Consider the following 22452-nt stretch of genomic DNA (forward strand, 5'->3'; position numbering starts at 1 on the left):
GCGGTAGTTCAGTCGGTTAGAATACCGGCCTGTCACGCCGGGGGTCGCGGGTTCGAGTCCCGTCCGCTGCGCCATATCTGCCTCAAGGCCCACTGAACGCCTTGGTGCTACGAAGGCCGCTGAATTTCAGCGTTTACTTCGGATCGATAGCAAAGACCCTGGTCGAAAGACCGGGGTTTTTTGTGTCTGAAATTTGGCTGTTTAATCCCCTCCTTGTTTGATCCATGCGGCCTTTCTGCACATTCGCTGTATAAAAGGCTTGGTTCAACGCATCATCATTAATTAGAATCACTCTCATTTACGAAAACTCTTCGGGCCAGGGCTTCTTGAAATGAGTGATGCAGCGATGCCGCAGGAGCAAACCCTTAACGACCTGTACCGCGATCACCGTGGCTGGTTGGAAGGCTGGTTGAGACGGCGCCTGGGTAACGGCTGTGATGCCGCGGACCTGAGTCAGGATACATTCCTGCGCGTACTCTCCAGCTCCCAGCGGATCGCCGATCTGCAGGAACCCCGGGCCTACCTGCTGACGGTAGGCAAACGCCTGCTGAGCAATTTCTACCAACGTCGCAGCCTTGAGCAGGCTTACCTGGCTGCACTGGCGTCGCTGCCTGAAGAATGCGCGCCATCCCCGGAACAGCGCTGGCTGCTGCTGGAAACCCTGCAGGCGCTGGATGAGCTGCTCGATGGTCTCCCGAGGGCCGTGCGCCGGGCGTTTCTCTGGAGCCAGCTGGAAGGTTTGACCTATCAGCAGATTGCCGAGCGCCTGCAGGTGTCCGAGCGGACGATCAAGCGCTACATGGCGCAGGCTTATGAGCATTGCCTGTTGGTGGACCTGTGAACAGTCAGGCGGTCGATCCACGTCAGGCCGTGCGTTCTGCGGCGCAATGGCTGGCGCTCCTGGAGTCGGGAAGCGCCAACGAACAGGACCGCGCTAATCTGCAGCGCTGGCGCGAAGCCAATATGACCCATGAGCAGGCCTGGCAGAAGGCGCAAGCCCTGCGCCAGCGCTTCTCCGATCTGCCGTCGGCGCTTGCGTTGAGCAGCCTGGATCGTCCCGACCCCGGGCGCCGGGTGGTGCTCAAGCGCGCACTGGGGGCCGTGGCACTCGTGCCCGCGGCGTGGTTGATCAGCCGACAACTGCCGCTGGACGTCTGGCGTGCCGATCTGCACACCGCTACCGGCGAGCGCAGGAAGGTGCAGTTGGCCGAGGGCAATCTACTGCAACTCAATACCGCCAGTGCCGTCGATGTGGACAGGCGCCGGGTAAGGCTGGTCGAGGGCGAATTGTCGCTGAAGGTGCCGGGTTCGGTACCCATGACCATCGAGACCCGATTCGGCAGCGTTGTCGTCAGTCAAGGCGAAGTCTGCGTGCGTCAGGACTCACGCGGTTGTCGCGTGGCGGTGTTCAATGGTTTCGTTCAGTTGCAGCCCTTGCAGGGGGCGCCACTGGCGTTGCGCGCCGGCCAACAGGTCAGCCTCGGCGAGGCCGGTGCCGGTGCGGTTGCACCTTTCGATACGGGCGCGCCGGGGTGGCGCGAAGGCGTGTTGATGGCGAGCAACCAGCCGCTGGGTGATTTCCTGCGCGAACTCGGTCTGTACAGGCCGGGAATCCTGCGCTGGGAGCCGGCGCTGGAAAACCTGCGGGTCACCGGCAGTTTCCTGCTCGACGACACCGACCGGGTGCTCGCGCTGTTGGCGGCCAGCCTGCCGCTGGAGGTGCAATCCCGGACCCGCTACTGGGTCACCTTGGTGCCACGCAAAAATAGTGCGTAAAGCCTGTCCCCTTTTTTCGACTCGCTTGTCATTCAAGGCATGTGAATGATCAAGAGAGCAATTCCAATGCGTGCAGTTCGTAACCGTCGTCCGGGTTTTTCGGCTCCGTTGTTGCATTTGGGGCTGATGTTGGGGCTGAGTGCCAGTCCATTGTGGGTAAGCCCGGCCTGGGCTGATGATGGTGCGCGGCGCCAGTTCCAGGTACCTGCCGGCAGTCTCGGTGATGCGCTGACCCGTTTCGCCGGTCTGGCGGGCGTCAACCTCTCGGTCGATCCGGCGCTGGTGAGCGGGCGCAGCAGTGCCGGGTTGTCTGGCCAGTACGGGGTCGAGGAGGGCTTCGCCCGACTGTTGCAGGGTTCCGGCCTGCAACTGCAATCGGTGGGCGAGCAGGCGTATATCCTCACCCCTGCGCCGGAAGGCAGCAGCCTGCAGCTGGCGCCGACCTCGATTCTCGGGGCCACCGGCGGGGCTGGTGCTGAGGTGTTTGCCGGCGGCCAGGTCGCGCGCCGCGGGTCTCAAGGGCTGCTGGGCTCGAAAGACTTCATGGAAACGCCTTTCAGCATGACGACCTACACCAGTGAGGTGGTCAAGAACCAGCAGGCGCGCACCCTCGGTGACCTGATTTCCAGCGATCCTTCGGTCCGTGCCACCAACCCGGCGGGTGGGCGCTACGAGCAGTTCACCATTCGCGGTTTCAGCCTGTTCAACAGCGATGTCGCCTACAACGGGCTCTACGGCGTACTGCCGACGTACGCCATCGACATGGAGATGGCCGAGCGCGTCGACATCATCAAGGGTCCGAGCCAGTTGATCAACGGCATATCCCCGCGGGGCGCCGTGGGCGGCGGGATCAACGTCGAACCCAAGCGCGCCACCGACCAGCCCATCACCTCGTTCACCGGTAACTATGCCTCCGACAGTCAGGTCGGCGGTGCGGTGGACGTCGGTCGGCGTTTCGGCGAAGACAACAAGTTCGGTCTGCGTTTCAATGGTGTGAAGCAGTCGGGGGACACCGAATGGGATCATCAGAATGTCGATCGCGAGATGGCCGTCCTGGGCCTGGATTTTCGCGGTGAGCGCTTGCGGCTGTCCACCGACCTGGGGCGTACCGAGCGTGACACCGATGCGCCGCAGGAGCGTGTGCAGGTCGGTGCCAATGCGCAAGTGCCGAGCGCCAACGCTGTGCACCGCAACTACGCGCAGCCGTGGAGCAAGGCCAGCACCAACGACACCTTTGGTACGGTGACCGGCGAGTTCGATGTCAGTGATTCGCTCATGCTGTACGCGGCGGCGGGCGCGCGTAAAAGCAATCATGACTTTCTCCGGCACGCCGTTTCAGTGACCAACAACCGGGGGGATTTCAGCGTTCAGCCGCGAGATTTCACCCGCGACGAAAATGTCCGCACGGCCACGGCCGGCGTGCGTAACTGGTTCCACACCGGTTCGGTGAGCCATGAGGTGAATCTGGCGGCCAGCTATTTCTACATGGATTTCGAAAACGGTGGTGCTCGCTATGCGGCGGCCAACAGCAACCTCTACAACCCCGTGGTCACGCCCACGCCTGTGCGCCCCACGCGGTTGGATTCGAAGGTCTACACCGAAAACCGCTTCAGCGGCGTGGCGCTGTCCGACACCCTGGGCTTCTTCGATGATCGTCTGTTGCTGACCCTGGGGGCACGGTGGCAGCGGGTGAAGGTTGACGACTGGACTGATAACGTCAAAGGCGACACCGCTTACGATGAGGAAAAGGTCTCACCCTCGGGCGGGATTCTGTTCAAGGCGACTGACAAGCTTTCGCTGTACGCCAACTACATGGAGGGCCTGAGCCAGGGCAAGATTGCGCCGTCGACTTCGATCAACGAGGACGAAATTTTCCCGCCCTTCATCAGTCGCCAGGTCGAGGTCGGCGCCAAGTATGATGCCGGCCCGTTCGCCGTCACCGCTGCGGTATTCCGCATCAAGCAGCCCGCCTATGAAACCAACGCCACGACGCGGGTGTTCGGGCCTAACGGCAAGCGTCAGAACGACGGTGTGGAGCTGAGTGTGTTTGGTGAACCGCTCAAAGGGTTTCGCCTGCTCGGCGGCGTGATGTACATCGACAGCGAGCTGACCAACACCACCAACGGCACCTTCGATGGCAACCGGGCCCCGGCCACGCCGAAGTTCAACGTCAACCTTGGCGCCGAGTGGGACGTGCCGACCGTCGAAGGGCTGACGTTGACCAGCCGGGGTATCTATTCCAGCTCGCAGTACCTGGATCAGTCCAACGTCAAGGAAATCGATTCCTGGGAGCGCTTCGACGTGGGCGCGCGTTACGCGTTCAAGGTCCAGGAAAAGAACATCACGCTGCGGGCCAACATCGAGAACGTCGCGGACAAACGTTACTGGAGCTCGGCCGGGGCTTCGGATGACAGTGAGCCCGGGCTGACGCTCGCGACGCCTCGGACTTATCTGCTGTCCGCGACCGTGGATTTCTGATCGATTTGTTTGACTGACTTGCCGTCTTCGTGGGCAAGCCCGCTCCTACAGGATGCCCACATTGGAGATCTCAAGGAGCGGGCTTGCCCGCGAAGGCGGCTTGAGCGTCGTTCAAAACCCCAACTTATCCCGCAGCCCGTAATACCACGCACCCAACGCCGCAAACGGTGTGCGCAGCAATTGTCCGCCGGGGAAGGGGTAATGGGGCAGGTCGGCAAACGCATCGAAACGTTCGGCCTGACCGCGTAACGCTTCGGCCAGCACCTTGCCTGCCAGGTGCGTGTAGGTCACGCCATGGCCGCTGCAGCCTTGGGAGTAGTAGATGTTGTCGCCCAGGCGCCCGACTTGCGGCAGGCGCGACAGGGTCAACAGGAAGTTGCCGGTCCAGGCGTAATCGATCTTCACGTCCTTGAGCTGCGGAAAGGCCTTGAGCATCTTTGGCCGGATGATCGCCTCGATGTTTGCGGGATCCCGCGCACCATAGACCACGCCGCCACCAAAAATCAGGCGCTTGTCGCCGCTGAGCCGATAGTAGTCGAGCAGGTAGTTGCAGTCTTCGACGCAATAGTCCTGGGGCAGCAGGTTGTGCGCCAGCTCATCACTCAAAGGTTCGGTAGTGATCACCTGGGTGCCGCAGGGCATCGATTTTGCGGCCAGTTCCGGGACCAGGTTACCGAGGTAGGCATTGCCCGCAACGATGATGAACTTGGCCCGCACCCGACCTTCAAGGGTGTGCACAACCGGGTTGGCGCCGCGTTCGATGCGCACCGCCGGCGATTGCTCGTGGATTGTGCCACCCAGCGATTCGACGGCTGCTGCTTCGCCCAGGGCCAGGTTCAGGGGATGGATGTGACCGCCGCTCATGTCGAGCATGCCGCCCACGTACTGCTCACAGTTCACCACTTCACGGATACGGCTTTGATCCATCAACTCGAGCTGTGTGTGCCCAAAGCGTTCCCACAGACGCTTCTGCGATTCCAGATGGCCCATCTGCTTGTCGGTCATCGCGGCAAACACGCCGCCATCCTTCAGGTCGCACTGAATATTATATTTGGCGACTCGTTCACGAATGATCCGCCCGCCCTCGAACGCCATCTGCCCCAGTAACTGCGCCTGCCTGGGACCGACCGTGCGTTCGATCACGTCGATATCGCGACTGTAGCTGTTGACGATCTGGCCGCCGTTGCGCCCTGATGCGCCGAAACCGACCTTCGCCGCCTCCAGCACCGTGACCTTGAAACCGTTCTCCAGCAGGAACAGGGCAGAGGACAGGCCTGTGTAACCCGCGCCGATCACGCAGACATCCGTTTCGACTTCGCCCTGCAGGGACGGGCGTGAAGGAGCTGCGTTGGCCGATGCCGCGTAATAGGACTCTGGGTAGGGAATGTTCGCCATCCTGCTGCCTCTGTTTAATATATTTTACGAGTGCAGCGATCCTACCCGAGTTGAAAATCGACCGCCAGCCATCGCAAATTCTTCCTGGCGGCAACGAAATTAAATATTTTGCATATTCATAGGGTTAGCGTGAAAAAAGGTGTTGACACCCCTCCGGAATTCCGTAGAATGCCGCCTCACAGCAGGCACGTAGCTCAGTTGGTTAGAGCACCACCTTGACATGGTGGGGGTCGTTGGTTCGAGTCCAATCGCGCCTACCAAACAAAATCCGCTCTGCTGGGCGGTCTGGAAGGGCTCACCGAAAGGTGGGCCCTTTTTTGTTGTCTGGCATTTCTGCCTCGCGATCTTTTGTGCCTGGCACAGCGTCACTCAATACTTCTCAAGCCCACTATGCTACGCGCCAGTTTCGCTCGTTCACTCCAGGCAATGGTGTGGCTGGCCTTGTTCCAGCGCACTTTCCTTATTCCGCGGTCTTCAGCCCTGTCGATGGCCTCGGAAATCAGCCGAATGTTGAATGTTGTGCCTGCGCATTCTCCGTGGTGCAGTAAAGCGGCTTTCCAGGCTTCAAGATCACTCATGCTGGATCGTTCGATGATGATGGCTTGCTTGTAGCCGCTCACCACAAAATGGATCTCGTAACGTTCCTTCATGACCCGCGTGTACCTGCCTGTCTCCATGTTGCGAAATATTATCATTTGCGAGGCGTGTCGTTGTGAGGATTTGCGTGAGAACGCTGTTATTCGCTCGGGAAGTGCTCAACCGGTCCATTGGTTTCGCCGGTCGAGGGGGGGTGTCGGGTCATGCAATGCAGCAATTGATGAGCTACTACTGACAGGTTGAATGACATGTGCCCTGGCAGGAGTTTCTCGATGCTTGTTCACTGGCTTTTAGCGGCGCTTCACCTATTGGCATTCGGCCTGGGACTTTGGGCAGTACTGGCGCGGGGTACGAACCTGCGGCGTTTGGCTGCCGGCACGGGCGAGGTTCGCAGTGTGCTGGTTGCGGATAACGTGTGGGGGCTTGCCGCCCTCGCGCTATTGGTGACGGGTGGGATGCGCGCGTTTGGCGGGTACGAAAAAGGTACGGATTATTACCTGCACCAGCCGCTGTTCCACCTCAAGATGACACTGTTTGTGCTCATCCTGCTGCTTGAAGTGGCGCCGATGGCGACCTTGATCAAATGGCGGGTGGCGCTGGCCCGTGGTGCATCAATCGACACTGCGCGCGCCACGCTGTTTGCGAGGGTCAGTCATGTCGAAGGGGTGCTGGTCTTGCTGATGGTCGTCGCGGCCACGGGTATGGCACGTGGCGTCACGTTTGGCTAGTCGGGGCGATACCGGGAGGTATGAAGCGGGGAGTGAGGCATTGGTACACGCAAATCTTTAGCCAGCCGTCGTTGTGCGGCTAACGGGCTGGCTACTGACTGCGGCAGAATTCAGGACTGCGATTTGTCCGGGGCGGTCAGGCCAGCCTGAATGCGCTGATAAATTTCTTCACGGTGAACGGCAACGTCCTTCGGGGCATTGATGCCGATTCTGACTTGCTGGCCGCTTACGCCCAAAATGGTGATTGTAATGTTATCGCCAATGTTAATGCTTTCACCGACTTTGCGGGTGAGTATCAGCATGGTCTTCTCCTTGATTGCTTCGTGGGGCACCTGATTCGGACAGTGCAGAGGTCGGTGGTATGTATAGATTAGTGTGAAGTCTCACGGTTTGGGTGCCTCTTTCTGACGTGCAGATGCTGCATTAATTCCCAAGGCGTAACTATACAGAGGCCGCATCCATCATTCTCGTTGTTTTCAGCCGATTTTGTGGGGCTCGGGATGTAGTCATGAATGTTAAAATCCCCGCTTTGAGTCTTCAGAGGAAAGCGTTGTGCGCAAAATGGCCTTGGTAATTGCGGTACTGGCATTGGCGGGATGTGGTGAAGGCAAGCGTGTTGACGCGCCAAAGCCGCAACCGACAGCGGCCACAGCGCCGGCAGACGCTTCTGCTCCTCAATGGGATCTGGAGGTCCGGGGTGAAATAACCCAGGCGGTCAGCGACCTGAGTGGCTGGCTGATCGAGCACAGCTTCATTGCCAATGTGATCAAGGAAAACGGCAAGACCCGTATCCTGATGGGGCCCTACAGCTCCAAAGCCGAGGCTGAGGCCAAGCAGGAAGAGGTGCGTGCTGCGCTGACTCGCGCGAAAAAACAGAACATCGAAGTGCTGGTCATCGAGCGCCCGGCGGCACAGTAAGGCAAATGACGCTGGCGGCCGGGCAGACAGTGAGCGCCTGGATCGTGTTTAAAACAACAAAAGGCCCCGGGCATGCAGCCCGGGGTCTTTTTTTCAGTCGCGTTTAACCGCAGGCTTTCATGTCGACCGGTCCGACGAATTCATTGCCACGTCCCATGACGCAGGCCACGCTCTGGTTGCGTTGGCGTTCCCAGGCTTGCACCGGGTAGGTTTTGTTCCAGGCTTCGTACAATTGCCGGTCTTGCTTCGATAGGCGCAGGCCGTACTGCTTGCTCATGTAGAAGTAGGTTCGGGCGATCATGCCGCGAATGGACGGACGAGGCATGACCTTCTTTGCCTTGAAATCGATTTGAGTCAGGCACGAACCGTATTGACCTGATTGCTCCGGCAACCAGCCAAAGCTGAAGTTGCTGCGGTCACCGTTCACCTCACCAATGCTCGGCACCAGGTTATGCAGGTCGGCTTCGGCCTTCTGGTAAGTCGGGTCGTAGCGAGTGCAGTTCTTGCGTCCACCTTCCTGCCAGCACTGGCGCTGGTGACCGATTTGCCAGGCGGGGACGATGTGCTCCCACTCGATGCGCGAGGCGCGCTTGGCATTCTTGCGTGGCACGTAACCGCAGGCGGAGAGATTCACCTTGTTGCCGGTGTATTTGCACCCGCAGTAGAACTCGGTGGACTGCGGGGCATACAGTTTCCAGGCGACTTTCTTGGCTTCATTGAAAGTGCGTGGGGCGTCTGCCTGGGCGCCCATCGCACAAAACAGCAGCAGTAACACAAACCAGCGGACACTCATCGACTCAGTCTTCCTTCGGCACAACCCAGAAAATCTGCACGCCGCCGTCGTCGCGGTAGGCGAGGGTGACGTTATCGTTCTCGTCGATTTCTTCGAGCAATTGCTCCCACTCACTCTCGGGTTCATCCGGAAGACGAAAGATCAAGGCCGCCCTGGCTTTCTGGGCGGTGGGGGAGTTGATGATTTTCTGAACGCGCAGACCCATGCGCTGATAGGTGTCAGGAGAAGCGGAGGTGGTGGCCACGGAATTATCCTTATCAAGCTGTACGTGCATACAGTATTTAACCGTAAGCATTTTCGCAACTGCTTAAAATTCAAGAAAATCCTCTGACAGCAGTTTTTGCCTTTTTGTGTAGGACGCCTGGATTTTTTTAGCGCTCGGCGCAGGCAGGCGCCTGGCTCATCGCTAAAGATTCCGGTTCTCGGGTCGATGACCTTCCAAGGATTTTCTTTTCAGGAGTTCACATGTCATTGTCAGTCGGCTTCCCCAATGCGAGCGCTGTCACCATCGGTGGTAAATCCTCGGAGACGATCAACACCTTGAGTCAATCGACCGCCGAGGCGTCGACGCTGGCGTTGGGGGGTGAGGACAAGGGCGACGGCGACCAGGTCAGAACGGGCGGCGGTCCAGCCGAGACGGGGAAGTCGGAAGCTGGCAGCAACCAGAGCATCGCGGTGAAAATGCTGCTCAAGCGCATGCAGGAATTGCAGCAGCAATTGCGTGAGCAGCAGCAACAACTGGCAGCGGCACAGGCGGCTGCCTACCCGACACCGGAAGCCAAGGAAGCGGCCGTCATGGCGATCCAGGGGCAGATCGCCGACACCAACGGCGCGTTGGCCCAGGTCACGGCAAACCTGTTCAAGGAACTGGCGAAGGTATCCGGTACGGGAAGTGTCGTCAGCACTACGGTGTAACTCCTGACCCGAGTTCAGGGCGTAGCGCAGGCGCTGACACACCCGGCAGCTTTCCAGCCGTTGACAAGTCACTACGACGGGGCAGCTGTCGCATTGTTCAGGGCACCGCACGGGTGCTGACACACCCGGCAGCTTTCCAGCCGTTGACAAATCACACCGAGATTCTCATAGTTCGGACTTCGCAAACGTTTGCGAGGCTCCGCCGATTGTCGTTCTTTCGATGGCAGCGGTGAAGTTTACAACAGCGCAAGCGTTGCTCAGAACAATCATAAGATCGGAGTGAACCCATGAAGCTGCCATTCGCTGGACGTCTTCTTGCTGTCGCTATTCTGGCTGCCGCATCCACCGCGCTGCCTGTCTCTTCGGCTTTCGCCGAAACCCCTGAAAAACCTAAAGTCGCGTTGGTCATGAAGTCTCTGGCCAATGAGTTCTTCCTGACCATGGAAGACGGCGCCAAGGCCTACCAGAAAGAACACTCCGGCGATTTCGAGCTGATCTCCAACGGCATAAAGGACGAAACGGATACGGCCAACCAGATCCGTATCGTCGAGCAGATGATCGTCTCCAAAGTCAATGCACTGGTCATCGCCCCGGCCGATTCGAAGGCCATGGTGCCCGTGATCAAAAAAGCGGTAGATGCCGGCATCACGGTGGTCAACATCGATAACCAGCTGGACGCCGCGGTCCTCAAAAGCAAGAACATCACGGTTCCGTTCGTAGGTCCGGACAACCGCAAGGGTGCGCGCCTGGTGGGCGAGTACCTGGCCAAGCAACTGAAGGCCGGTGATGAAGTCGGCATCATCGAAGGTGTTTCCACGACCACCAATGCCCAGGCCCGCACCGCAGGCTTCAAGGATGCAATGGAAGCGGCGCAGATCAAGGTCGTGTCCCTGCAGTCCGGCGATTGGGAAATCAACAAGGGCAACCAGGTCGCCTCCTCCATGCTCAGTGAGTACCCGAATCTCAAGGCCCTGCTGGCCGGCAACGACAGCATGGCGGTCGGCGCGGTGTCTGCGGTGCGAGCCGCAGGCAAGGCCGGCAAGGTGCAGGTGGTCGGTTACGACAATATCAACGCGATCAAGCCGATGCTCAAGGACGGTCGCGTCCTCGCCACGGCTGACCAGTTTGCCGCCAGGCAGGCCGTGTTCGGTATCGAGACGGCGCTGAAGATCATCAAGGGTGAGAAAGTCGACAGCGGCGCCAACGGCGTCATCGAAACGCCGGTCGAGCTGGTCACCCAGTAATCCTTCAGGTGACACAACGGTGCTCGCCCGCCCGGGCGAGCGCATGGAGATTCTTATGTCAGTTTCCGCCCCGAACGCTGTCCTCTCGGTCAGCGGTATCGGCAAGACGTATGCGCAACCTGTCCTCACTGGAATCGACCTGACGCTGATGCGCGGCGAGGTGCTGGCACTGACCGGCGAGAATGGCGCCGGCAAAAGCACGCTGTCGAAAATCATCGGCGGACTGGTCACGCCGACCACCGGCCAGATGCAATTCCAGGGGCAGGATTACCGTCCCGGCAGCCGCACCCAGGCCGAAGAGCTGGGCATCCGCATGGTCATGCAAGAACTCAATCTGCTGCCGACCCTGTCTGTGGCGGAAAACCTGTTTCTCGACAATCTGCCCAGCAACGCTGGCTGGATCAGTCGCAAGCAATTGCGCAAGGCAGCGATCGAAGCCATGGCCCAGGTCGGTCTCGATGCGATTGACCCGGACACGCTGGTCGGTGAACTGGGCATCGGTCACCAGCAAATGGTGGAGATCGCCCGCAACCTGATTGGCGATTGCCATGTGTTGATTCTCGATGAACCGACCGCGATGCTGACGGCCCGTGAAGTCGAAATGCTCTTCGAGCAGATCACACGCCTGCAGGCTCGGGGGGTGTCGATCATTTACATCTCCCACCGACTCGAAGAACTGGCGCGAGTGGCGCAGCGCATTGCGGTATTGCGCGACGGCAACCTGGTTTGCGTCGAGCCGATGGCCAACTACAACAGTGATCAATTGGTCACCCTGATGGTGGGTCGCGAACTCGGCGAGCACATCGACATGGGGCCGCGCACCCTCGGTGCCCCGGCGTTGACGGTCAAGGGGCTGACCCGTGCCGACAAGGTGCGCGACGTGTCCTTTGAAGTGCGCGCCGGTGAGATCTTCGGCATTTCCGGTTTGATCGGGGCAGGGCGCACCGAACTGCTTCGCCTGATCTTCGGCGCCGATACGCCAGACAGCGGCACGGTGGCGCTGGGCTCACCGGCGCAGGTCGCAACGATTCGCTCGCCGGCGGATGCCGTTGCACAGGGCATCGCGCTGATTACCGAAGACCGCAAGGGCGAAGGTTTGCTGTTGACTCAATCGATCGGCGCGAACATTGCCCTGGGCAATATGGCGGAAATCTCCAGCGCCGGTTTCGTCAACAACGGCGAGGAAATGTCGCTGGCCCGGCGTCAGATCGACGCCATGCGCATCCGCAGTTCCAGCCCGACGCAATTGGTGTCGGAACTGTCCGGCGGTAACCAGCAGAAGGTCGTGATTGGCCGTTGGCTGGAGCGCGATTGCTCGGTGATGCTGTTCGACGAGCCGACACGCGGCATCGATGTCGGCGCCAAGTTCGACATCTATGCACTGCTCGGTGAACTGACCCGCCAGGGCAAGGCCCTGGTGGTGGTGTCGAGTGACTTGCGCGAGCTGATGCTGATCTGCGACCGCATCGGCGTATTGTCGGCAGGACGCCTGATCGAGACGTTCGAGCGCGACAGCTGGACCCAGGATGACTTGCTTGCCGCCGCTTTTGCCGGCTACCAAAAACGTGATGCGTTGCTCAATGAGGCAGCGCCTAGGGATCTTCCATGAAAACTGCAACGCCTGCCGGCAAACGTAGCGGCAATTTCTATGGCCTCGGCACTTACCTGGGCCTGGCCGGTGCCTTGTTGGCGATGGTCGTGCTGTTCTCGATCCTGAGCAGCCACTTCCTGTCCTATGACACCTTCAGCACCCTGGCCAACCAGATCCCGGACCTGATGGTGCTGGCAGTCGGCATGACCTTCGTGCTGATTATCGGTGGCATCGACCTGTCGGTGGGGTCGGTGTTGGCGCTGGCGGCATCGACGGTCAGCGTAGCCATTCTCGGCTGGGGCTGGAGCGTGCTGCCGGCCGCGCTCCTCGGCATGGCGGCTGCCGCATTGGCCGGGACCATCACCGGTTCGATCACCGTAGCGTGGCGAATCCCGTCGTTCATTGTGTCCCTTGGTGTGCTGGAGATGGCCCGTGGCGTGGCGTACCAGATGACCGGCTCGCGCACGGCCTACATCGGCGATGCCTTCGCCTGGCTGTCCAATCCGATCGCCTTCGGTATCTCGCCCTCATTCATCATTGCCTTGCTGATCATCTTCATTGCCCAGGCCGTCTTGACCCGCACGGTATTCGGCCGTTACCTGATCGGCATCGGCACCAATGAAGAGGCGGTGCGTCTGGCGGGGATCAATCCAAAACCCTACAAGATTCTGGTGTTCAGTCTGATGGGGCTGCTGGCCGGTATCGCGGCGCTGTTCCAGATTTCCCGTCTGGAAGCGGCGGACCCGAATGCCGGTGCCGGCCTGGAGCTGCAAGTGATCGCGGCAGTGGTGATCGGCGGAACCAGCCTGATGGGCGGGCGCGGCTCGGTCATCAGCACGTTTTTCGGGGTCCTGATCATTTCCGTGCTGGCCGCCGGCTTGGCGCAGATCGGCGCGACGGAGCCGACCAAGCGCATCATCACCGGTGCGGTCATTGTCGTAGCCGTGGTGCTGGACACCTACCGCAGTCAGCGCGCAAGTCGGCGGACCTGAGTCATGGCAACCATTAAAGATGTGGCGGCGCTCGCGGGAATTTCCTACACCACGGTGTCCCATGTGGTGAACAAGACCCGTCCGGTCAGCGAAGAAGTGCGGATCAAGGTCGAGGCGGCGATCAAGAGCCTCGACTACGTGCCCAGTGCGGTGGCCCGTTCGTTGAAGGCCAAGACCACGGCCACCATCGGCCTGCTGGTCCCCAACAGCCTCAACCCGTACTTCGCCGAATTGGCCCGTGGCATCGAGGATTACTGCGAGCGCAATGGTTATTGCGTGATTCTCTGCAACTCCGATGACAATCCGGACAAGCAGCGCAGTTACTTGCGCGTGCTGCTGGAAAAGCGCATCGATGGATTGATCGTGGCGTCCGCCGGTGGTGACGCCGGACTGGCAGAGGGCCTGGCTGGGGTGCGCACGCCGATGGTCATCGTCGACCGTGGGCTGCAAGGCGTGGATACCGACCTGGTGCGCATCGACCATGAATATGGCGCTTACCTGGCGACCCGACACCTGCTGGAACTGGGTCACCGGGACATCGCCACGATCGGCGGGCCGGCAGGCACCAGTGTGGCCCAGATGCGCCTGGCAGGTTATCGCCGTGCCTTGCAGGAGGCGGGCGTCGAAGTGGCCGGCGAGCGGGTGCTGGAAAGCGATTTCACCAGCACCGGCGGTTATGCAGCCGCCGCGACCCTGCTGGAAAAGAACCCGCCCAGCGCGATTTTTGCCGGTAACGACATGATCGGCTTCGGGGTCCTGCGAGCCGCCGCCGAGCGCAACATTCGTGTGCCGGCCGAGCTGTCGGTGATCGGTTTCGACGATATCCAGATGAGCCGTTACGTCTACCCGGCGCTGACCACGGTGGGGCAATCGATCCTGCAGTTGGGGGAAATGGCCGCCGGCGTGCTGTTGCGCAGGATTGCCAAGCCCGACACGGCGATCGACCAGCGGATCGTGACACCCAGTATTGTCCTGCGGGAATCGACGGCGCCTCTGGCGGGTCTTTTCGCACAATTGCGTTGAAACAGCGAGTAGTGATGTATGCCAGCAAAAGTAGTGGTGATAGGTAGCCTGAACATGGACCTGGTGACCCGTGCTTCGCGTTTGCCCCGTGGCGGCGAGACGTTGATCGGTGAGTCCTTCACCACGGTCCACGGCGGCAAGGGTGCCAATCAGGCGGTGGCGGCGGCGCGGTTGGGCGCGCAGGTATCGATGGTCGGTTGCGTGGGCAGCGACGCGTATGGCGAAGCGATGCGCAATGCGCTTCACGACGACCACATCGATTGCCAGGCGGTCAGCACCGTCGAAGGCGCCAGCGGGGTCGCGTTGATCGTGGTCGACGACAACAGCCAGAACGCGATCGTGATCGTTGCCGGCGCCAATGGCGCGCTGACGCCTGCCTTGATCGACCGATTCGATGCGGTGCTACAGGCGGCGGATGTGATCATCTGTCAGTTGGAAGTGCCGGACGCCACGGTCGGTCATGCGCTCAAGCGCGGCCGCGAGTTGGGCAAGACGGTGATTCTCAATCCGGCACCTGCCAGTCGCCCGCTGCCGGCAGACTGGTATGCCGCCATCGACTACCTGATTCCCAACGAAAGCGAAGCCTCGGCCCTGACCGGGCTGCCGGTGGACTCGCTGGCGACTGCTGAAACCGCAGCAGCCCGGTTGATCGAGATGGGCGCGGGCAAGGTCATCATCACACTCGGCGCACAGGGTGTGTTGTTAGCCAATGGCCAAGGCTTCGAGCATTTTGCCGCGCCAAAGGTGAAGGCCGTCGATACCACGGCGGCGGGCGATACCTTTGTCGGCGGTTTCGCCGCCGCACTGGCCTCCGGTCAAAGTGAAAGCCAGGCCATAGCGTTCGGCCAGATTGCGGCTGCGCTGTCGGTGACCCGTGCTGGCGCGCAACCTTCGATTCCCGACTTATCCGAAGTACAGGCCTTTAAAGCACCATGAAGAAGACACCTTTGCTCAATGTCGCGTTGTCGCGACTGATTGCTTCCCTGGGACATGGCGACCTCGTCGTGATTGGCGATGCGGGCCTGCCGGTGCCGCCGGGTGTCGAACTGATCGACCTGGCCCTGACCCAGGGCGTTCCGGATTTCATCGGCACGTTGAGCGTCGTCCTCAGCGAAATGCAGGTCGAGCGCCACGTCCTGGCCACCGAGATCCTGGACAGGCAACCGCCAGCGCTGGCCGCATTGGAAAAACTGCATGCCGAAGGTGCACTGGGTCAGCGCGAGTTGCTCAGCCATGAACAATTCAAGGTCTTGAGCCGTCAGGCGAGGGCGATCGTGCGTACCGGCGAATGTCAGCCGTACTGCAACATCGTGCTGGCGGCCGGGGTCACCTTTTGAGTCGAATCACTGTTTCCCCCTGCACAAGGAGTGCGCCATGTACCGCTATGCTCAGAAATTACCTCGTCTACTGCGGAGTCTGCTGCTTTTGTCCCTGATCAGCGCAACAAGTGCCCAGGCGGCCGAAAGGATCGACCTGATCATCGACACCGACCCAGGGGCCGACGACGTGGTGGCCCTGCTGTTTGCCCTGGCATCACCGCAGGAACTGAATGTACGTGCGCTGACCACCGTGGCGGGCAACGTCCGGCTGGACAAGACCTCGCGTAACGCGCGGCTGGCGCGGGAGTGGGCAGGGCGCGAAGACGTGCCTGTGTATGCGGGAGCGCCGAGGCCGCTGATGCGCACACCCATCTATGCCGACAACATTCACGGCAAGGAAGGCATGGCGGGCGTCACGGTATATGAGCCGAAGAAGGGGCTGGCCGAGGGCAATGCGGTCGATTACCTGATCGATACCTTGAAAACCGCCAAGCCCCATAGCATCACCATCGCCATGCTCGGGCCGCAGACCAACCTGGCCCTGGCGCTGATTCAGGCGCCGGAGGTCGTTGAAGGCATCAAGGAAGTGGTGATCATGGGCGGGGCGCACTTCAACGGTGGCAATATCACCCCGGTGGCCGAATTCAACCTGTTCGCCGATCCACAGGCTGCAGAAGTGGTGCTCAAGAGCGGCGTCAAGCTGACTTACCTGCCGCTGGACGTCACGCACAAGGTCCTGACCAGTGAGGGGCGTCTGAAGCAGATCGCTGCCTTGAACAACAATGCCGGCAAGTTGGTGGGCGATATCCTCAATGAATACATCAAGGCCGATATGGAGCACTACGGCATACCCGGCGGTCCGGTGCATGACGCCACCGTCATCGCCTACCTGCTCAAGCCTGAGCTGTTCAGCGGTCGCTCGGTCAATGTGGTGATTGACAGCCGCGAAGGTCCGACCTTCGGTCAAACCATTGTCGACTGGTATGACGGCCTGAAAGCGCCGAAGAATGCCGTCTGGATTGAAAGCGGGGACGCGCAGGGCTTCTTCGACCTGCTGACTCAGCGCCTGGCTCGTCTGAAGTAAGCATCACCCCCGCAGGCGCCGGCCTGCGGGGTTCACTCCCTTTCGTTGGTCTCAGCGCCCTGGTAGTCGGTCGGGTATTTTTCGAATACCTGGGCAATGAAGGATTGCGCGGCCTCGGTGCCCAGTTCCTTGACCAGCAGATCGATGCCAATGATTGCCAATTCTTCCGGGCTGCCCGGGCTATAGGAACTATGGCCCTGGGGCCACTTGGCCTTGATGTCGGCGTCTATGCTTACGGTGGTCATGATGGCGCTCGTGAATAGGGTGGAGTCCGCGTATGAGTTAATCATTTTGCCGCCCGTTTGACACTCCGACTTAGGCATGAGGGCAGGGCTATGCGACACTGGGTCTTTGACGATTTTGCAAGGAGCGTGCTGTGCGGATCGATTTGAATGCTCCTGACGGTCTGACCCTGGAGGCAGTGCGCCAACTGCTGGCCAGTGCCAGCGACGATGAGCACACCCAATTGCGGGTGACCCAGGGCGGTATTGCCTATATCTCGTCGGGTGTCGTGGGTGGCACCGATATCGAAGGCCTGCTGTTTCGCCTGGAGACCTGGGCCAAGGGCTCGGGCTACGTGGGGCGGGTTGCAGCCAGTGATGAGGTCTGGGTCATGCAGATTTTCAATGCGCTGAAAGCCAATTGGCCCAAGCCGCCCTATGACTACATCGACGTCTATTGAGCGCTGTTCATATTCAGTCACGATTGTGCGATGGACGAGCGAGTAGGGTCAGGCAAACTCGCCTGCCACGGTCGTGGGCAAGATGCTATTACCGCTTTGTGAAACCAAACGTCATATTGGCGGTCGCACGATCTAGTCTTAACTACTGGAAAAAAGGAGGCTCCATGCCTTGGAAGCTCGCGTCATTGGGTACATTGCTGGCTGCCAGCCTGCTGGCGGGTTGCAGCAATACGTCCACCGACTCGGCCACAGATCCTGTTGCGTCGGCTGATTCCGGCCACAGTCGCTGCGAAGCAAAAGCTGCCGAGTTCACCCTTGGTAAAAAGGCTTCGCCCGAGCTGCTCGAACAGGCACGCGTTCGCGCCGGTGCGCAAAGCGCCCGAATCCTCAAGCCCAACGACATGGTGACCCTGGAGTATCGCTCCGACCGGCTGAACCTGAGTACCGATGACCAACTGGTGGTCAACCGGGTCAACTGCGGCTGACAGCGACAGGTTTTTGCATCACCCATAAAAAACCCCGTCACATGGACGGGGTTTTTTTAGTGCGCCGGGAAATTACTCTGGGCGAACCTGTGCAGCTTGCATACCCTTTTGGCCTTTCTCAGCCACGAAGGAAACGGTTTGGCCTTCTTTCAGGCTTTTGAAACCGTCGCTTTCGATAGCTTTGAAGTGTACGAACAGGTCGTCACCGCCACCTTGAGGAGTGATGAAGCCGAAGCCTTTTTCATCGTTGAACCATTTAACGGTGCCGGTTTGGCGATTAGACATGGTGTATCTCCAAGAAACATATATTTTCAGTAGTACTGTGCTGCTCAGGCCAACTGGGCACACCCGGGTATCATAGTCGAAATGTTCGATTTGGGAGCCCCCCGGACGTGCTGTTTGCCCCGTAGTCACGCTCGCTTTGTTGCTCAATGAGCCTGAAAGCCCCGATTTAAAAGGCTCTCAGGCGAAAGTAAAGACGATAAAAAAAGCTGTAAAACCTGCGTAATTTGTGTGAAAAGTCGCTTTTTACAGGCTTTCGACCCCTTGTCGAGGTCAGTGCCGCCCGGATTCGGCGTTACTTTTTAGGCTTGTTATCGGCTTTGCAGGCCGCGATTTTCGCCAATGCAGCCTCTTTCGCCTCTTTACTGGCGGTGCCATCCATCAGAGCTTGGATATCGCTCGCGGGATACGATTTGATGGCGTCGGCGCCGCAGGCGCAGTGGGCCTTGGCCGCAGCGGCACCGATCTGCTGAGTCGCTGCCTGGGTGCACTGAGCCATGTATTTGTCACGCTCGCCTTTCGGCCAGTCGGCGTGGGCAGTCAGCGGCAGCAGCAGGGCAATGGGGGCGGCTACGGCGAATAAACGATTCAGACGCATGCTGAGATGCTCCTTGTGGGTCAATGTCTTGTTATCTGAGGGGTAAAACGGGGTTCAAGTTCAGCACTCTGGCACAAAATGGCCGATTTGCCCTTATGTAAAACCCCGACGCCGCCGTGACCGTTCATCTGTGCTAGCATGCTCCGCTTCGGGTGTTTGCAAGCTCCGGTTGACCTGCGGTCCCGGACTCGGCAGAGGCCCGAATAAACCTGATTTGAATCCCAGTCACTCTGGTTCGGTTTTCCGGTTGGCCGCAAGGCTCCTGCCGCTGTAAGGCAGGCGTTCGTCATTGAATGGCCTGGACTGGATCTTGTACTGGCTCATCCCAACCCACGTGACCTTTGGTAGGGGTCACCACTAGGAGAGGAGGCGCCATGCCAACTATTACTCTTCCCGACGGCAGTCAACGTTCATTCGATCACCCGGTTTCCGTTGCCGAGGTCGCCGCATCCATCGGTGCAGGCCTGGCCAAGGCCACCCTGGCCGGCAAGGTCAATGGCAAGCTGGTCGACGCCAGCGATCTCATCGACAGCGATGCCACGCTGCAAATCATCACGCCAAAGGATGAAGAGGGGCTGGAGATCATTCGCCACTCTTGCGCGCACCTGGTTGGCCATGCGGTCAAGCAGCTGTACCCGACTGCCAAAATGGTGATCGGTCCGGTCATCGACGAAGGCTTCTATTACGACATCGCCTTCGAACGTCCTTTCACGCCGGACGACATGGCCGCCATCGAACAGCGCATGCAGCAGCTGATCGAGAAAGATTACGACGTGATCAAGAAAGTCACTCCGCGCGCCGAAGTGATCGAGGTGTTCAAGGCCCGCGGCGAAGACTACAAGCTGCGTCTGGTCGAGGACATGCCGAACGAGCAGGCCATGGGCCTGTATTATCACGAAGAATACGTCGACATGTGCCGCGGCCCTCACGTGCCGAACACGCGCTTCCTGAAATCCTTCAAGCTTACCAAGCTGTCCGGCGCCTACTGGCGTGGCGATGCCAAGAACGAGCAACTGCAGCGCGTTTATGGCACGGCCTGGGCTGACAAGAAGCAGCTGGCTGCGTACATCCAGCGCATCGAAGAAGCTGAAAAACGCGATCACCGCAAGATCGGCAAGCGCCTGGGCCTGTTCCACACCCAGGAAGAAGCGCCGGGCATGGTGTTCTGGCACCCGAACGGCTGGACCCTATACCAGGTACTCGAGCAGTACATGCGCAAGGTTCAGCGCGAAAACGGTTACCTGGAGATCAAGACCCCGCAGGTCGTTGATCGCAGCCTGTGGGAAAAGTCCGGGCACTGGGCCAACTACGCCGACAACATGTTCACCACCGAGTCGGAAAGCCGCGACTACGCCATCAAGCCGATGAACTGCCCTTGCCACGTGCAGGTGTTCAACCAGGGCCTGAAGAGCTACCGCGAATTGCCGATGCGCCTGGCCGAGTTCGGTGCCTGCCACCGCAACGAGCCATCGGGTGCCTTGCACGGCATCATGCGGGTGCGTGCGTTCACTCAGGACGACGCCCACATCTTCTGCACCGAAGAGCAGATGCAGGCCGAGTCCGCCGCGTTCATCAAGCTGACCATGGATGTCTACGCCGACTTCGGCTTCAAGGACATCGAGATGAAGCTGTCCACTCGTCCGGAAAAACGCGTCGGTTCCGACGAACTGTGGGATCGCGCTGAAGCCGCTTTGGCCGCAGCCCTCGACAGTGCGGGCCTGCCGTACGATCTGCAGCCGGGTGAGGGGGCGTTCTACGGACCGAAGATCGAATTCTCGCTGAAAGATTGCCTCGGTCGCGTCTGGCAGTGTGGTACCCTGCAGCTCGATTTCAACCTGCCAGTCCGATTGGGCGCCGAATTCGTCTCCGAAGACAACAGCCGCAAGCATCCTGTGATGCTGCACCGGGCGATCCTTGGGTCGTTCGAGCGTTTCGTCGGAATCCTGATCGAGCACTACGAGGGTGCATTCCCCGCGTGGCTTGCGCCGACCCAGGCTGTGGTGATGAACATCACTGATAAACAGGCAGATTTCGTCAGTCAGGTGGAAAAAACTCTCAACGAAAGCGGGTTTCGTGCCAAGTCTGACTTGAGAAATGAAAAGATCGGCTTTAAAATCCGCGAGCATACGTTGCTCAAGGTTCCTTACCTTCTGGTTATCGGGGATAAGGAAGTCGAAACGCAAACTGTCGCTGTGCGTACTCGTGAAGGTGCTGACCTGGGCTCTATGCCCGTCGCCCAGTTCGCCGAGTTTCTCGCTCAAGCGGTTTCCCGGCGTGGTCGCCCAGATTCGGAGTAATTATTATTAAGCGTGAAATGAGACAAGATAAACGAGCTGCACCGAAGGCCCCGATCAACGAGAATATCTCGGCACGCGAGGTTCGGTTAATTGGAGCTGAAGGTGAACAGCTTGGGATTGTGTCAATTGAAGACGCGCTTCTTAAGGCTGAAGAGGCCAAGCTGGATCTGGTGGAGATTTCCGCCGATGCAGTACCCCCTGTTTGCAAACTGATGGACTACGGCAAATCGATCTTCGAGAAGAAGAAGCAGGTTGCCGCGGCCAAGAAAAACCAGAAGCAGATTCAGGTTAAAGAAATCAAGTTTCGTCCAGGGACGGAGGAAGGGGATTACCAGGTAAAACTACGCAACCTGGTACGTTTCCTGAGTGACGGGGACAGGGCCAAGGTATCCTTGCGATTCCGCGGCCGTGAGATGGCCCACCAGGAGCTGGGGATGGAACTGCTCAAGCGGGTTGAAGCTGACCTGCTCGAATACGGTTCGGTCGAACAGCATCCTAAGATGGAAGGACGCCAGCTGATCATGGTCATCGCCCCGAAAAAGAAGAAGTAATCAACAGGGCACGGCAGGCCTTCTGATTATGTTTATCAACTGAATGCGGAGTATCCGAACATGCCAAAGATGAAAACCAAAAGTGGTGCTGCTAAGCGGTTTCTGAAAACTGCTAACGGTATCAAGCACAAGCACGCTTTCAAGAGCCACATCCTGACCAAAATGTCGACCAAGCGTAAGCGTCAACTGCGCGGTAGCAGCTTGCTGCATCCGTCTGACGTGGCAAAAGTCGAGCGCATGCTGCGCCTTCGTTAATTTTAGTCAAGATATAGAGGAATAACTCATGGCTCGTGTAAAGCGTGGCGTCATTGCCCGTAAGCGTCACAAAAAAATTCTGAAACTTGCTAAAGGTTACTACGGCGCTCGCTCCCGCGTATTCCGTGTTGCCAAGCAAGCGGTAATCAAGGCAGGCCAATACGCCTACCGTGACCGTCGTCAGAAAAAACGTCAGTTCCGCGCTCTGTGGATCGCTCGTATCAACGCTGGTGCTCGTATCAACGGTCTGTCCTACAGCCGTTTCATCGCCGGCCTGAAAAAAGCGTCCATCGAGATCGACCGTAAGGTTCTGGCTGATCTGGCAGTGAACGAAAAAGCGGCGTTTGCTGCGATTGTCGAGAAAGCTAAAGCCACCTTGGCTTAAGTACCCCCGACAGTCACCCGGCCCCACCTCTGTGGGGTCAGGTGTTAAACGTCATAAATAGGGG

Annotated in this window: 27 protein-coding genes and 1 tRNA gene; 20 read left to right on the plus strand and 8 right to left on the minus strand. The window is 59.3% G+C overall.

From position 1 onward, the window contains the following. Window positions 1–331 precede the first annotated feature (331 nt). From QIW53_RS00005 to QIW53_RS00015, 3 genes are all read left to right on the plus strand, one after another. Entirely contained in the window at window positions 332–841 is a 510-nt protein-coding gene (locus QIW53_RS00005) for a sigma-70 family RNA polymerase sigma factor (RefSeq protein ID WP_371047666.1), read from the plus strand. Then, entirely contained in the window at window positions 838–1776 is a 939-nt protein-coding gene (locus QIW53_RS00010; protein WP_371047668.1) for a FecR domain-containing protein, read from the plus strand. Before QIW53_RS00005 ends, QIW53_RS00010 begins: the two co-directional genes overlap by 4 nt. Window positions 1777–1842: 66 nt before the next feature. Next, window positions 1843–4254 carry a TonB-dependent siderophore receptor gene (locus tag QIW53_RS00015; protein ID WP_371047669.1) on the plus strand — a complete coding sequence of 804 codons (2412 nt, stop codon included), beginning with the start codon at window positions 1843–1845 and terminating at the stop codon, window positions 4252–4254. Window positions 4255–4365: 111 nt separating this feature from the next. On the opposite strand, the gene QIW53_RS00020 is transcribed toward QIW53_RS00015, so the two are convergent. Further along, the gene (locus QIW53_RS00020) at window positions 4366–5649 is read right to left on the minus strand and encodes an NAD(P)/FAD-dependent oxidoreductase (protein ID WP_371047670.1); all 1284 of its coding nucleotides are present in this window, start codon (window positions 5647–5649) and stop codon (window positions 4366–4368) included. A 183-nt stretch (window positions 5650–5832) separates the two neighbouring features. Between QIW53_RS00020 and QIW53_RS00025 the strand changes: the two genes are divergently transcribed. Beyond that, window positions 5833–5909 (plus strand) — tRNA-Val (locus tag QIW53_RS00025). A gap of 105 nt (window positions 5910–6014) precedes the next feature. On the opposite strand, the gene QIW53_RS00030 is transcribed toward QIW53_RS00025, so the two are convergent. After that, window positions 6015–6299 carry a hypothetical protein gene (locus QIW53_RS00030; RefSeq protein WP_371047672.1) on the minus strand — a complete coding sequence of 95 codons (285 nt, stop codon included), beginning with the start codon at window positions 6297–6299 and terminating at the stop codon, window positions 6015–6017. A gap of 219 nt (window positions 6300–6518) precedes the next feature. Between QIW53_RS00030 and QIW53_RS00035 the strand changes: the two genes are divergently transcribed. After that, window positions 6519–6974 (plus strand): DUF2214 family protein, encoded by a 456-nt coding sequence (locus QIW53_RS00035; RefSeq protein WP_371047674.1) that lies wholly within the window; start codon window positions 6519–6521, stop codon window positions 6972–6974. 110 nt (window positions 6975–7084) lie between these two features. Here the strand turns inward: QIW53_RS00035 and csrA are convergent, their stop codons facing one another. Then, window positions 7085–7276 (minus strand): carbon storage regulator CsrA, encoded by a 192-nt coding sequence (gene csrA / locus QIW53_RS00040; protein ID WP_371047676.1) that lies wholly within the window; start codon window positions 7274–7276, stop codon window positions 7085–7087. A gap of 250 nt (window positions 7277–7526) precedes the next feature. Between csrA and QIW53_RS00045 the strand changes: the two genes are divergently transcribed. Further along, a complete protein-coding gene (locus QIW53_RS00045) occupies window positions 7527–7892 on the plus strand; it encodes an SPOR domain-containing protein (RefSeq protein ID WP_371047678.1) in 366 nt (121 codons plus the stop codon). 103 nt (window positions 7893–7995) lie between these two features. On the opposite strand, the gene QIW53_RS00050 is transcribed toward QIW53_RS00045, so the two are convergent. Further along, window positions 7996–8685 carry an endonuclease gene (locus tag QIW53_RS00050; protein WP_371047680.1) on the minus strand — a complete coding sequence of 230 codons (690 nt, stop codon included), beginning with the start codon at window positions 8683–8685 and terminating at the stop codon, window positions 7996–7998. Window positions 8686–8689: 4 nt separating this feature from the next. Further along, window positions 8690–8980 (minus strand): DUF1654 domain-containing protein, encoded by a 291-nt coding sequence (locus QIW53_RS00055; RefSeq protein WP_371047681.1) that lies wholly within the window; start codon window positions 8978–8980, stop codon window positions 8690–8692. A 170-nt stretch (window positions 8981–9150) separates the two neighbouring features. On the opposite strand from QIW53_RS00055, the gene QIW53_RS00060 reads away from it, so the two are divergent. The 8 genes from QIW53_RS00060 (at window position 9151) to QIW53_RS00095 (ending at window position 16853) form a co-directional block, all read left to right on the plus strand. Then, a complete protein-coding gene (locus tag QIW53_RS00060; protein WP_371047682.1) occupies window positions 9151–9600 on the plus strand; it encodes a hypothetical protein in 450 nt (149 codons plus the stop codon). Window positions 9601–9887: 287 nt separating this feature from the next. Then, window positions 9888–10844, plus strand: a complete 957-nt coding sequence (locus tag QIW53_RS00065) for a sugar ABC transporter substrate-binding protein (protein WP_371047683.1) — start codon at window positions 9888–9890, stop codon at window positions 10842–10844. A 55-nt stretch (window positions 10845–10899) separates the two neighbouring features. Beyond that, complete coding sequence (locus QIW53_RS00070; protein WP_371047684.1) at window positions 10900–12453, plus strand: sugar ABC transporter ATP-binding protein; 1554 nt, start codon at window positions 10900–10902, stop codon at window positions 12451–12453. Continuing rightward, entirely contained in the window at window positions 12450–13427 is a 978-nt protein-coding gene (locus QIW53_RS00075) for an ABC transporter permease (protein ID WP_371047685.1), read from the plus strand. Before QIW53_RS00070 ends, QIW53_RS00075 begins: the two co-directional genes overlap by 4 nt. 3 nt (window positions 13428–13430) lie before the next feature. Then, window positions 13431–14450, plus strand: coding sequence for a LacI family DNA-binding transcriptional regulator (locus QIW53_RS00080; RefSeq protein ID WP_371047686.1), 1020 nt, complete (start codon window positions 13431–13433; stop codon window positions 14448–14450). Between the two features lie 18 nt (window positions 14451–14468). Continuing rightward, window positions 14469–15386, plus strand: a complete 918-nt coding sequence (gene rbsK, locus QIW53_RS00085; RefSeq protein WP_371047687.1) for a ribokinase — start codon at window positions 14469–14471, stop codon at window positions 15384–15386. Next, a complete protein-coding gene (gene rbsD, locus QIW53_RS00090; protein WP_371047688.1) occupies window positions 15383–15787 on the plus strand; it encodes a D-ribose pyranase in 405 nt (134 codons plus the stop codon). The genes rbsK and rbsD overlap by 4 nt, the downstream gene beginning before the upstream one ends. 37 nt (window positions 15788–15824) lie before the next feature. After that, on the plus strand, window positions 15825–16853 hold the full coding sequence (locus QIW53_RS00095) for a nucleoside hydrolase (protein WP_371047689.1): 1029 nt from the start codon (window positions 15825–15827) through the stop codon (window positions 16851–16853). Between the two features lie 32 nt (window positions 16854–16885). On the opposite strand, the gene QIW53_RS00100 is transcribed toward QIW53_RS00095, so the two are convergent. After that, a complete protein-coding gene (locus QIW53_RS00100; protein ID WP_371047690.1) occupies window positions 16886–17098 on the minus strand; it encodes a hypothetical protein in 213 nt (70 codons plus the stop codon). 131 nt (window positions 17099–17229) lie between these two features. Between QIW53_RS00100 and QIW53_RS00105 the strand changes: the two genes are divergently transcribed. Further along, window positions 17230–17535, plus strand: a complete 306-nt coding sequence (locus tag QIW53_RS00105; RefSeq protein ID WP_371047691.1) for a hypothetical protein — start codon at window positions 17230–17232, stop codon at window positions 17533–17535. A 164-nt stretch (window positions 17536–17699) separates the two neighbouring features. Beyond that, window positions 17700–18020 (plus strand): I78 family peptidase inhibitor, encoded by a 321-nt coding sequence (locus tag QIW53_RS00110; RefSeq protein ID WP_371047692.1) that lies wholly within the window; start codon window positions 17700–17702, stop codon window positions 18018–18020. A gap of 72 nt (window positions 18021–18092) precedes the next feature. Here the strand turns inward: QIW53_RS00110 and QIW53_RS00115 are convergent, their stop codons facing one another. Together QIW53_RS00115 and QIW53_RS00120 are read right to left on the minus strand one after the other, a co-directional pair. After that, window positions 18093–18305: a cold-shock protein gene (locus QIW53_RS00115; RefSeq protein WP_003179963.1), complete on the minus strand. Its 213-nt coding sequence runs from the start codon at window positions 18303–18305 to the stop codon at window positions 18093–18095. A gap of 292 nt (window positions 18306–18597) precedes the next feature. Continuing rightward, window positions 18598–18900: a hypothetical protein gene (locus QIW53_RS00120; protein WP_371047693.1), complete on the minus strand. Its 303-nt coding sequence runs from the start codon at window positions 18898–18900 to the stop codon at window positions 18598–18600. A 374-nt stretch (window positions 18901–19274) separates the two neighbouring features. On the opposite strand from QIW53_RS00120, the gene thrS reads away from it, so the two are divergent. The 4 genes from thrS to rplT are packed head-to-tail and all read left to right on the plus strand — an operon-like array spanning window position 19275 to window position 22388. Further along, a complete protein-coding gene (thrS, locus tag QIW53_RS00125; protein WP_371047694.1) occupies window positions 19275–21197 on the plus strand; it encodes a threonine--tRNA ligase in 1923 nt (640 codons plus the stop codon). Then, complete coding sequence (gene infC, locus QIW53_RS00130) at window positions 21197–21748, plus strand: translation initiation factor IF-3 (RefSeq protein WP_170947229.1); 552 nt, start codon at window positions 21197–21199, stop codon at window positions 21746–21748. Before thrS ends, infC begins: the two co-directional genes overlap by 1 nt. Window positions 21749–21808: 60 nt before the next feature. Then, window positions 21809–22003, plus strand: coding sequence for a 50S ribosomal protein L35 (rpmI, locus tag QIW53_RS00135; protein ID WP_002553160.1), 195 nt, complete (start codon window positions 21809–21811; stop codon window positions 22001–22003). A gap of 28 nt (window positions 22004–22031) precedes the next feature. Beyond that, window positions 22032–22388: a 50S ribosomal protein L20 gene (gene rplT, locus QIW53_RS00140; RefSeq protein ID WP_007905879.1), complete on the plus strand. Its 357-nt coding sequence runs from the start codon at window positions 22032–22034 to the stop codon at window positions 22386–22388. Window positions 22389–22452: the final 64 nt, after the last annotated feature.

The organism is Pseudomonas fluorescens, assembly GCF_041354075.1.
Taxonomy (GTDB): domain Bacteria; phylum Pseudomonadota; class Gammaproteobacteria; order Pseudomonadales; family Pseudomonadaceae; genus Aquipseudomonas; species Aquipseudomonas fluorescens_CE.

Coding starts and splice junctions, on each gene's coding strand:
- QIW53_RS00080 (WP_371047686.1), top strand. CDS start 13,431: ATGGCAACCATTAAAGATGTGGCGGCGCTCGCGGGAATTTCCTACACC.
- csrA (WP_371047676.1), bottom strand. CDS start 7,276: ATGCTGATACTCACCCGCAAAGTCGGTGAAAGCATTAACATTGGCGAT.
- rpmI (WP_002553160.1), top strand. CDS start 21,809: ATGCCAAAGATGAAAACCAAAAGTGGTGCTGCTAAGCGGTTTCTGAAA.
- QIW53_RS00050 (WP_371047680.1), bottom strand. CDS start 8,685: ATGAGTGTCCGCTGGTTTGTGTTACTGCTGCTGTTTTGTGCGATGGGC.
- QIW53_RS00035 (WP_371047674.1), top strand. CDS start 6,519: ATGCTTGTTCACTGGCTTTTAGCGGCGCTTCACCTATTGGCATTCGGC.
- QIW53_RS00120 (WP_371047693.1), bottom strand. CDS start 18,900: ATGCGTCTGAATCGTTTATTCGCCGTAGCCGCCCCCATTGCCCTGCTG.
- QIW53_RS00065 (WP_371047683.1), top strand. CDS start 9,888: ATGAAGCTGCCATTCGCTGGACGTCTTCTTGCTGTCGCTATTCTGGCT.
- rplT (WP_007905879.1), top strand. CDS start 22,032: ATGGCTCGTGTAAAGCGTGGCGTCATTGCCCGTAAGCGTCACAAAAAA.
- QIW53_RS00100 (WP_371047690.1), bottom strand. CDS start 17,098: ATGACCACCGTAAGCATAGACGCCGACATCAAGGCCAAGTGGCCCCAG.
- rbsD (WP_371047688.1), top strand. CDS start 15,383: ATGAAGAAGACACCTTTGCTCAATGTCGCGTTGTCGCGACTGATTGCT.
- QIW53_RS00115 (WP_003179963.1), bottom strand. CDS start 18,305: ATGTCTAATCGCCAAACCGGCACCGTTAAATGGTTCAACGATGAAAAA.
- QIW53_RS00060 (WP_371047682.1), top strand. CDS start 9,151: ATGTCATTGTCAGTCGGCTTCCCCAATGCGAGCGCTGTCACCATCGGT.
- QIW53_RS00070 (WP_371047684.1), top strand. CDS start 10,900: ATGTCAGTTTCCGCCCCGAACGCTGTCCTCTCGGTCAGCGGTATCGGC.
- QIW53_RS00110 (WP_371047692.1), top strand. CDS start 17,700: ATGCCTTGGAAGCTCGCGTCATTGGGTACATTGCTGGCTGCCAGCCTG.
- QIW53_RS00015 (WP_371047669.1), top strand. CDS start 1,843: ATGCGTGCAGTTCGTAACCGTCGTCCGGGTTTTTCGGCTCCGTTGTTG.
- QIW53_RS00055 (WP_371047681.1), bottom strand. CDS start 8,980: ATGCTTACGGTTAAATACTGTATGCACGTACAGCTTGATAAGGATAAT.
- rbsK (WP_371047687.1), top strand. CDS start 14,469: ATGCCAGCAAAAGTAGTGGTGATAGGTAGCCTGAACATGGACCTGGTG.
- QIW53_RS00030 (WP_371047672.1), bottom strand. CDS start 6,299: ATGAAGGAACGTTACGAGATCCATTTTGTGGTGAGCGGCTACAAGCAA.
- QIW53_RS00005 (WP_371047666.1), top strand. CDS start 332: ATGAGTGATGCAGCGATGCCGCAGGAGCAAACCCTTAACGACCTGTAC.
- thrS (WP_371047694.1), top strand. CDS start 19,275: ATGCCAACTATTACTCTTCCCGACGGCAGTCAACGTTCATTCGATCAC.
- QIW53_RS00020 (WP_371047670.1), bottom strand. CDS start 5,649: ATGGCGAACATTCCCTACCCAGAGTCCTATTACGCGGCATCGGCCAAC.
- QIW53_RS00095 (WP_371047689.1), top strand. CDS start 15,825: ATGTACCGCTATGCTCAGAAATTACCTCGTCTACTGCGGAGTCTGCTG.
- QIW53_RS00075 (WP_371047685.1), top strand. CDS start 12,450: ATGAAAACTGCAACGCCTGCCGGCAAACGTAGCGGCAATTTCTATGGC.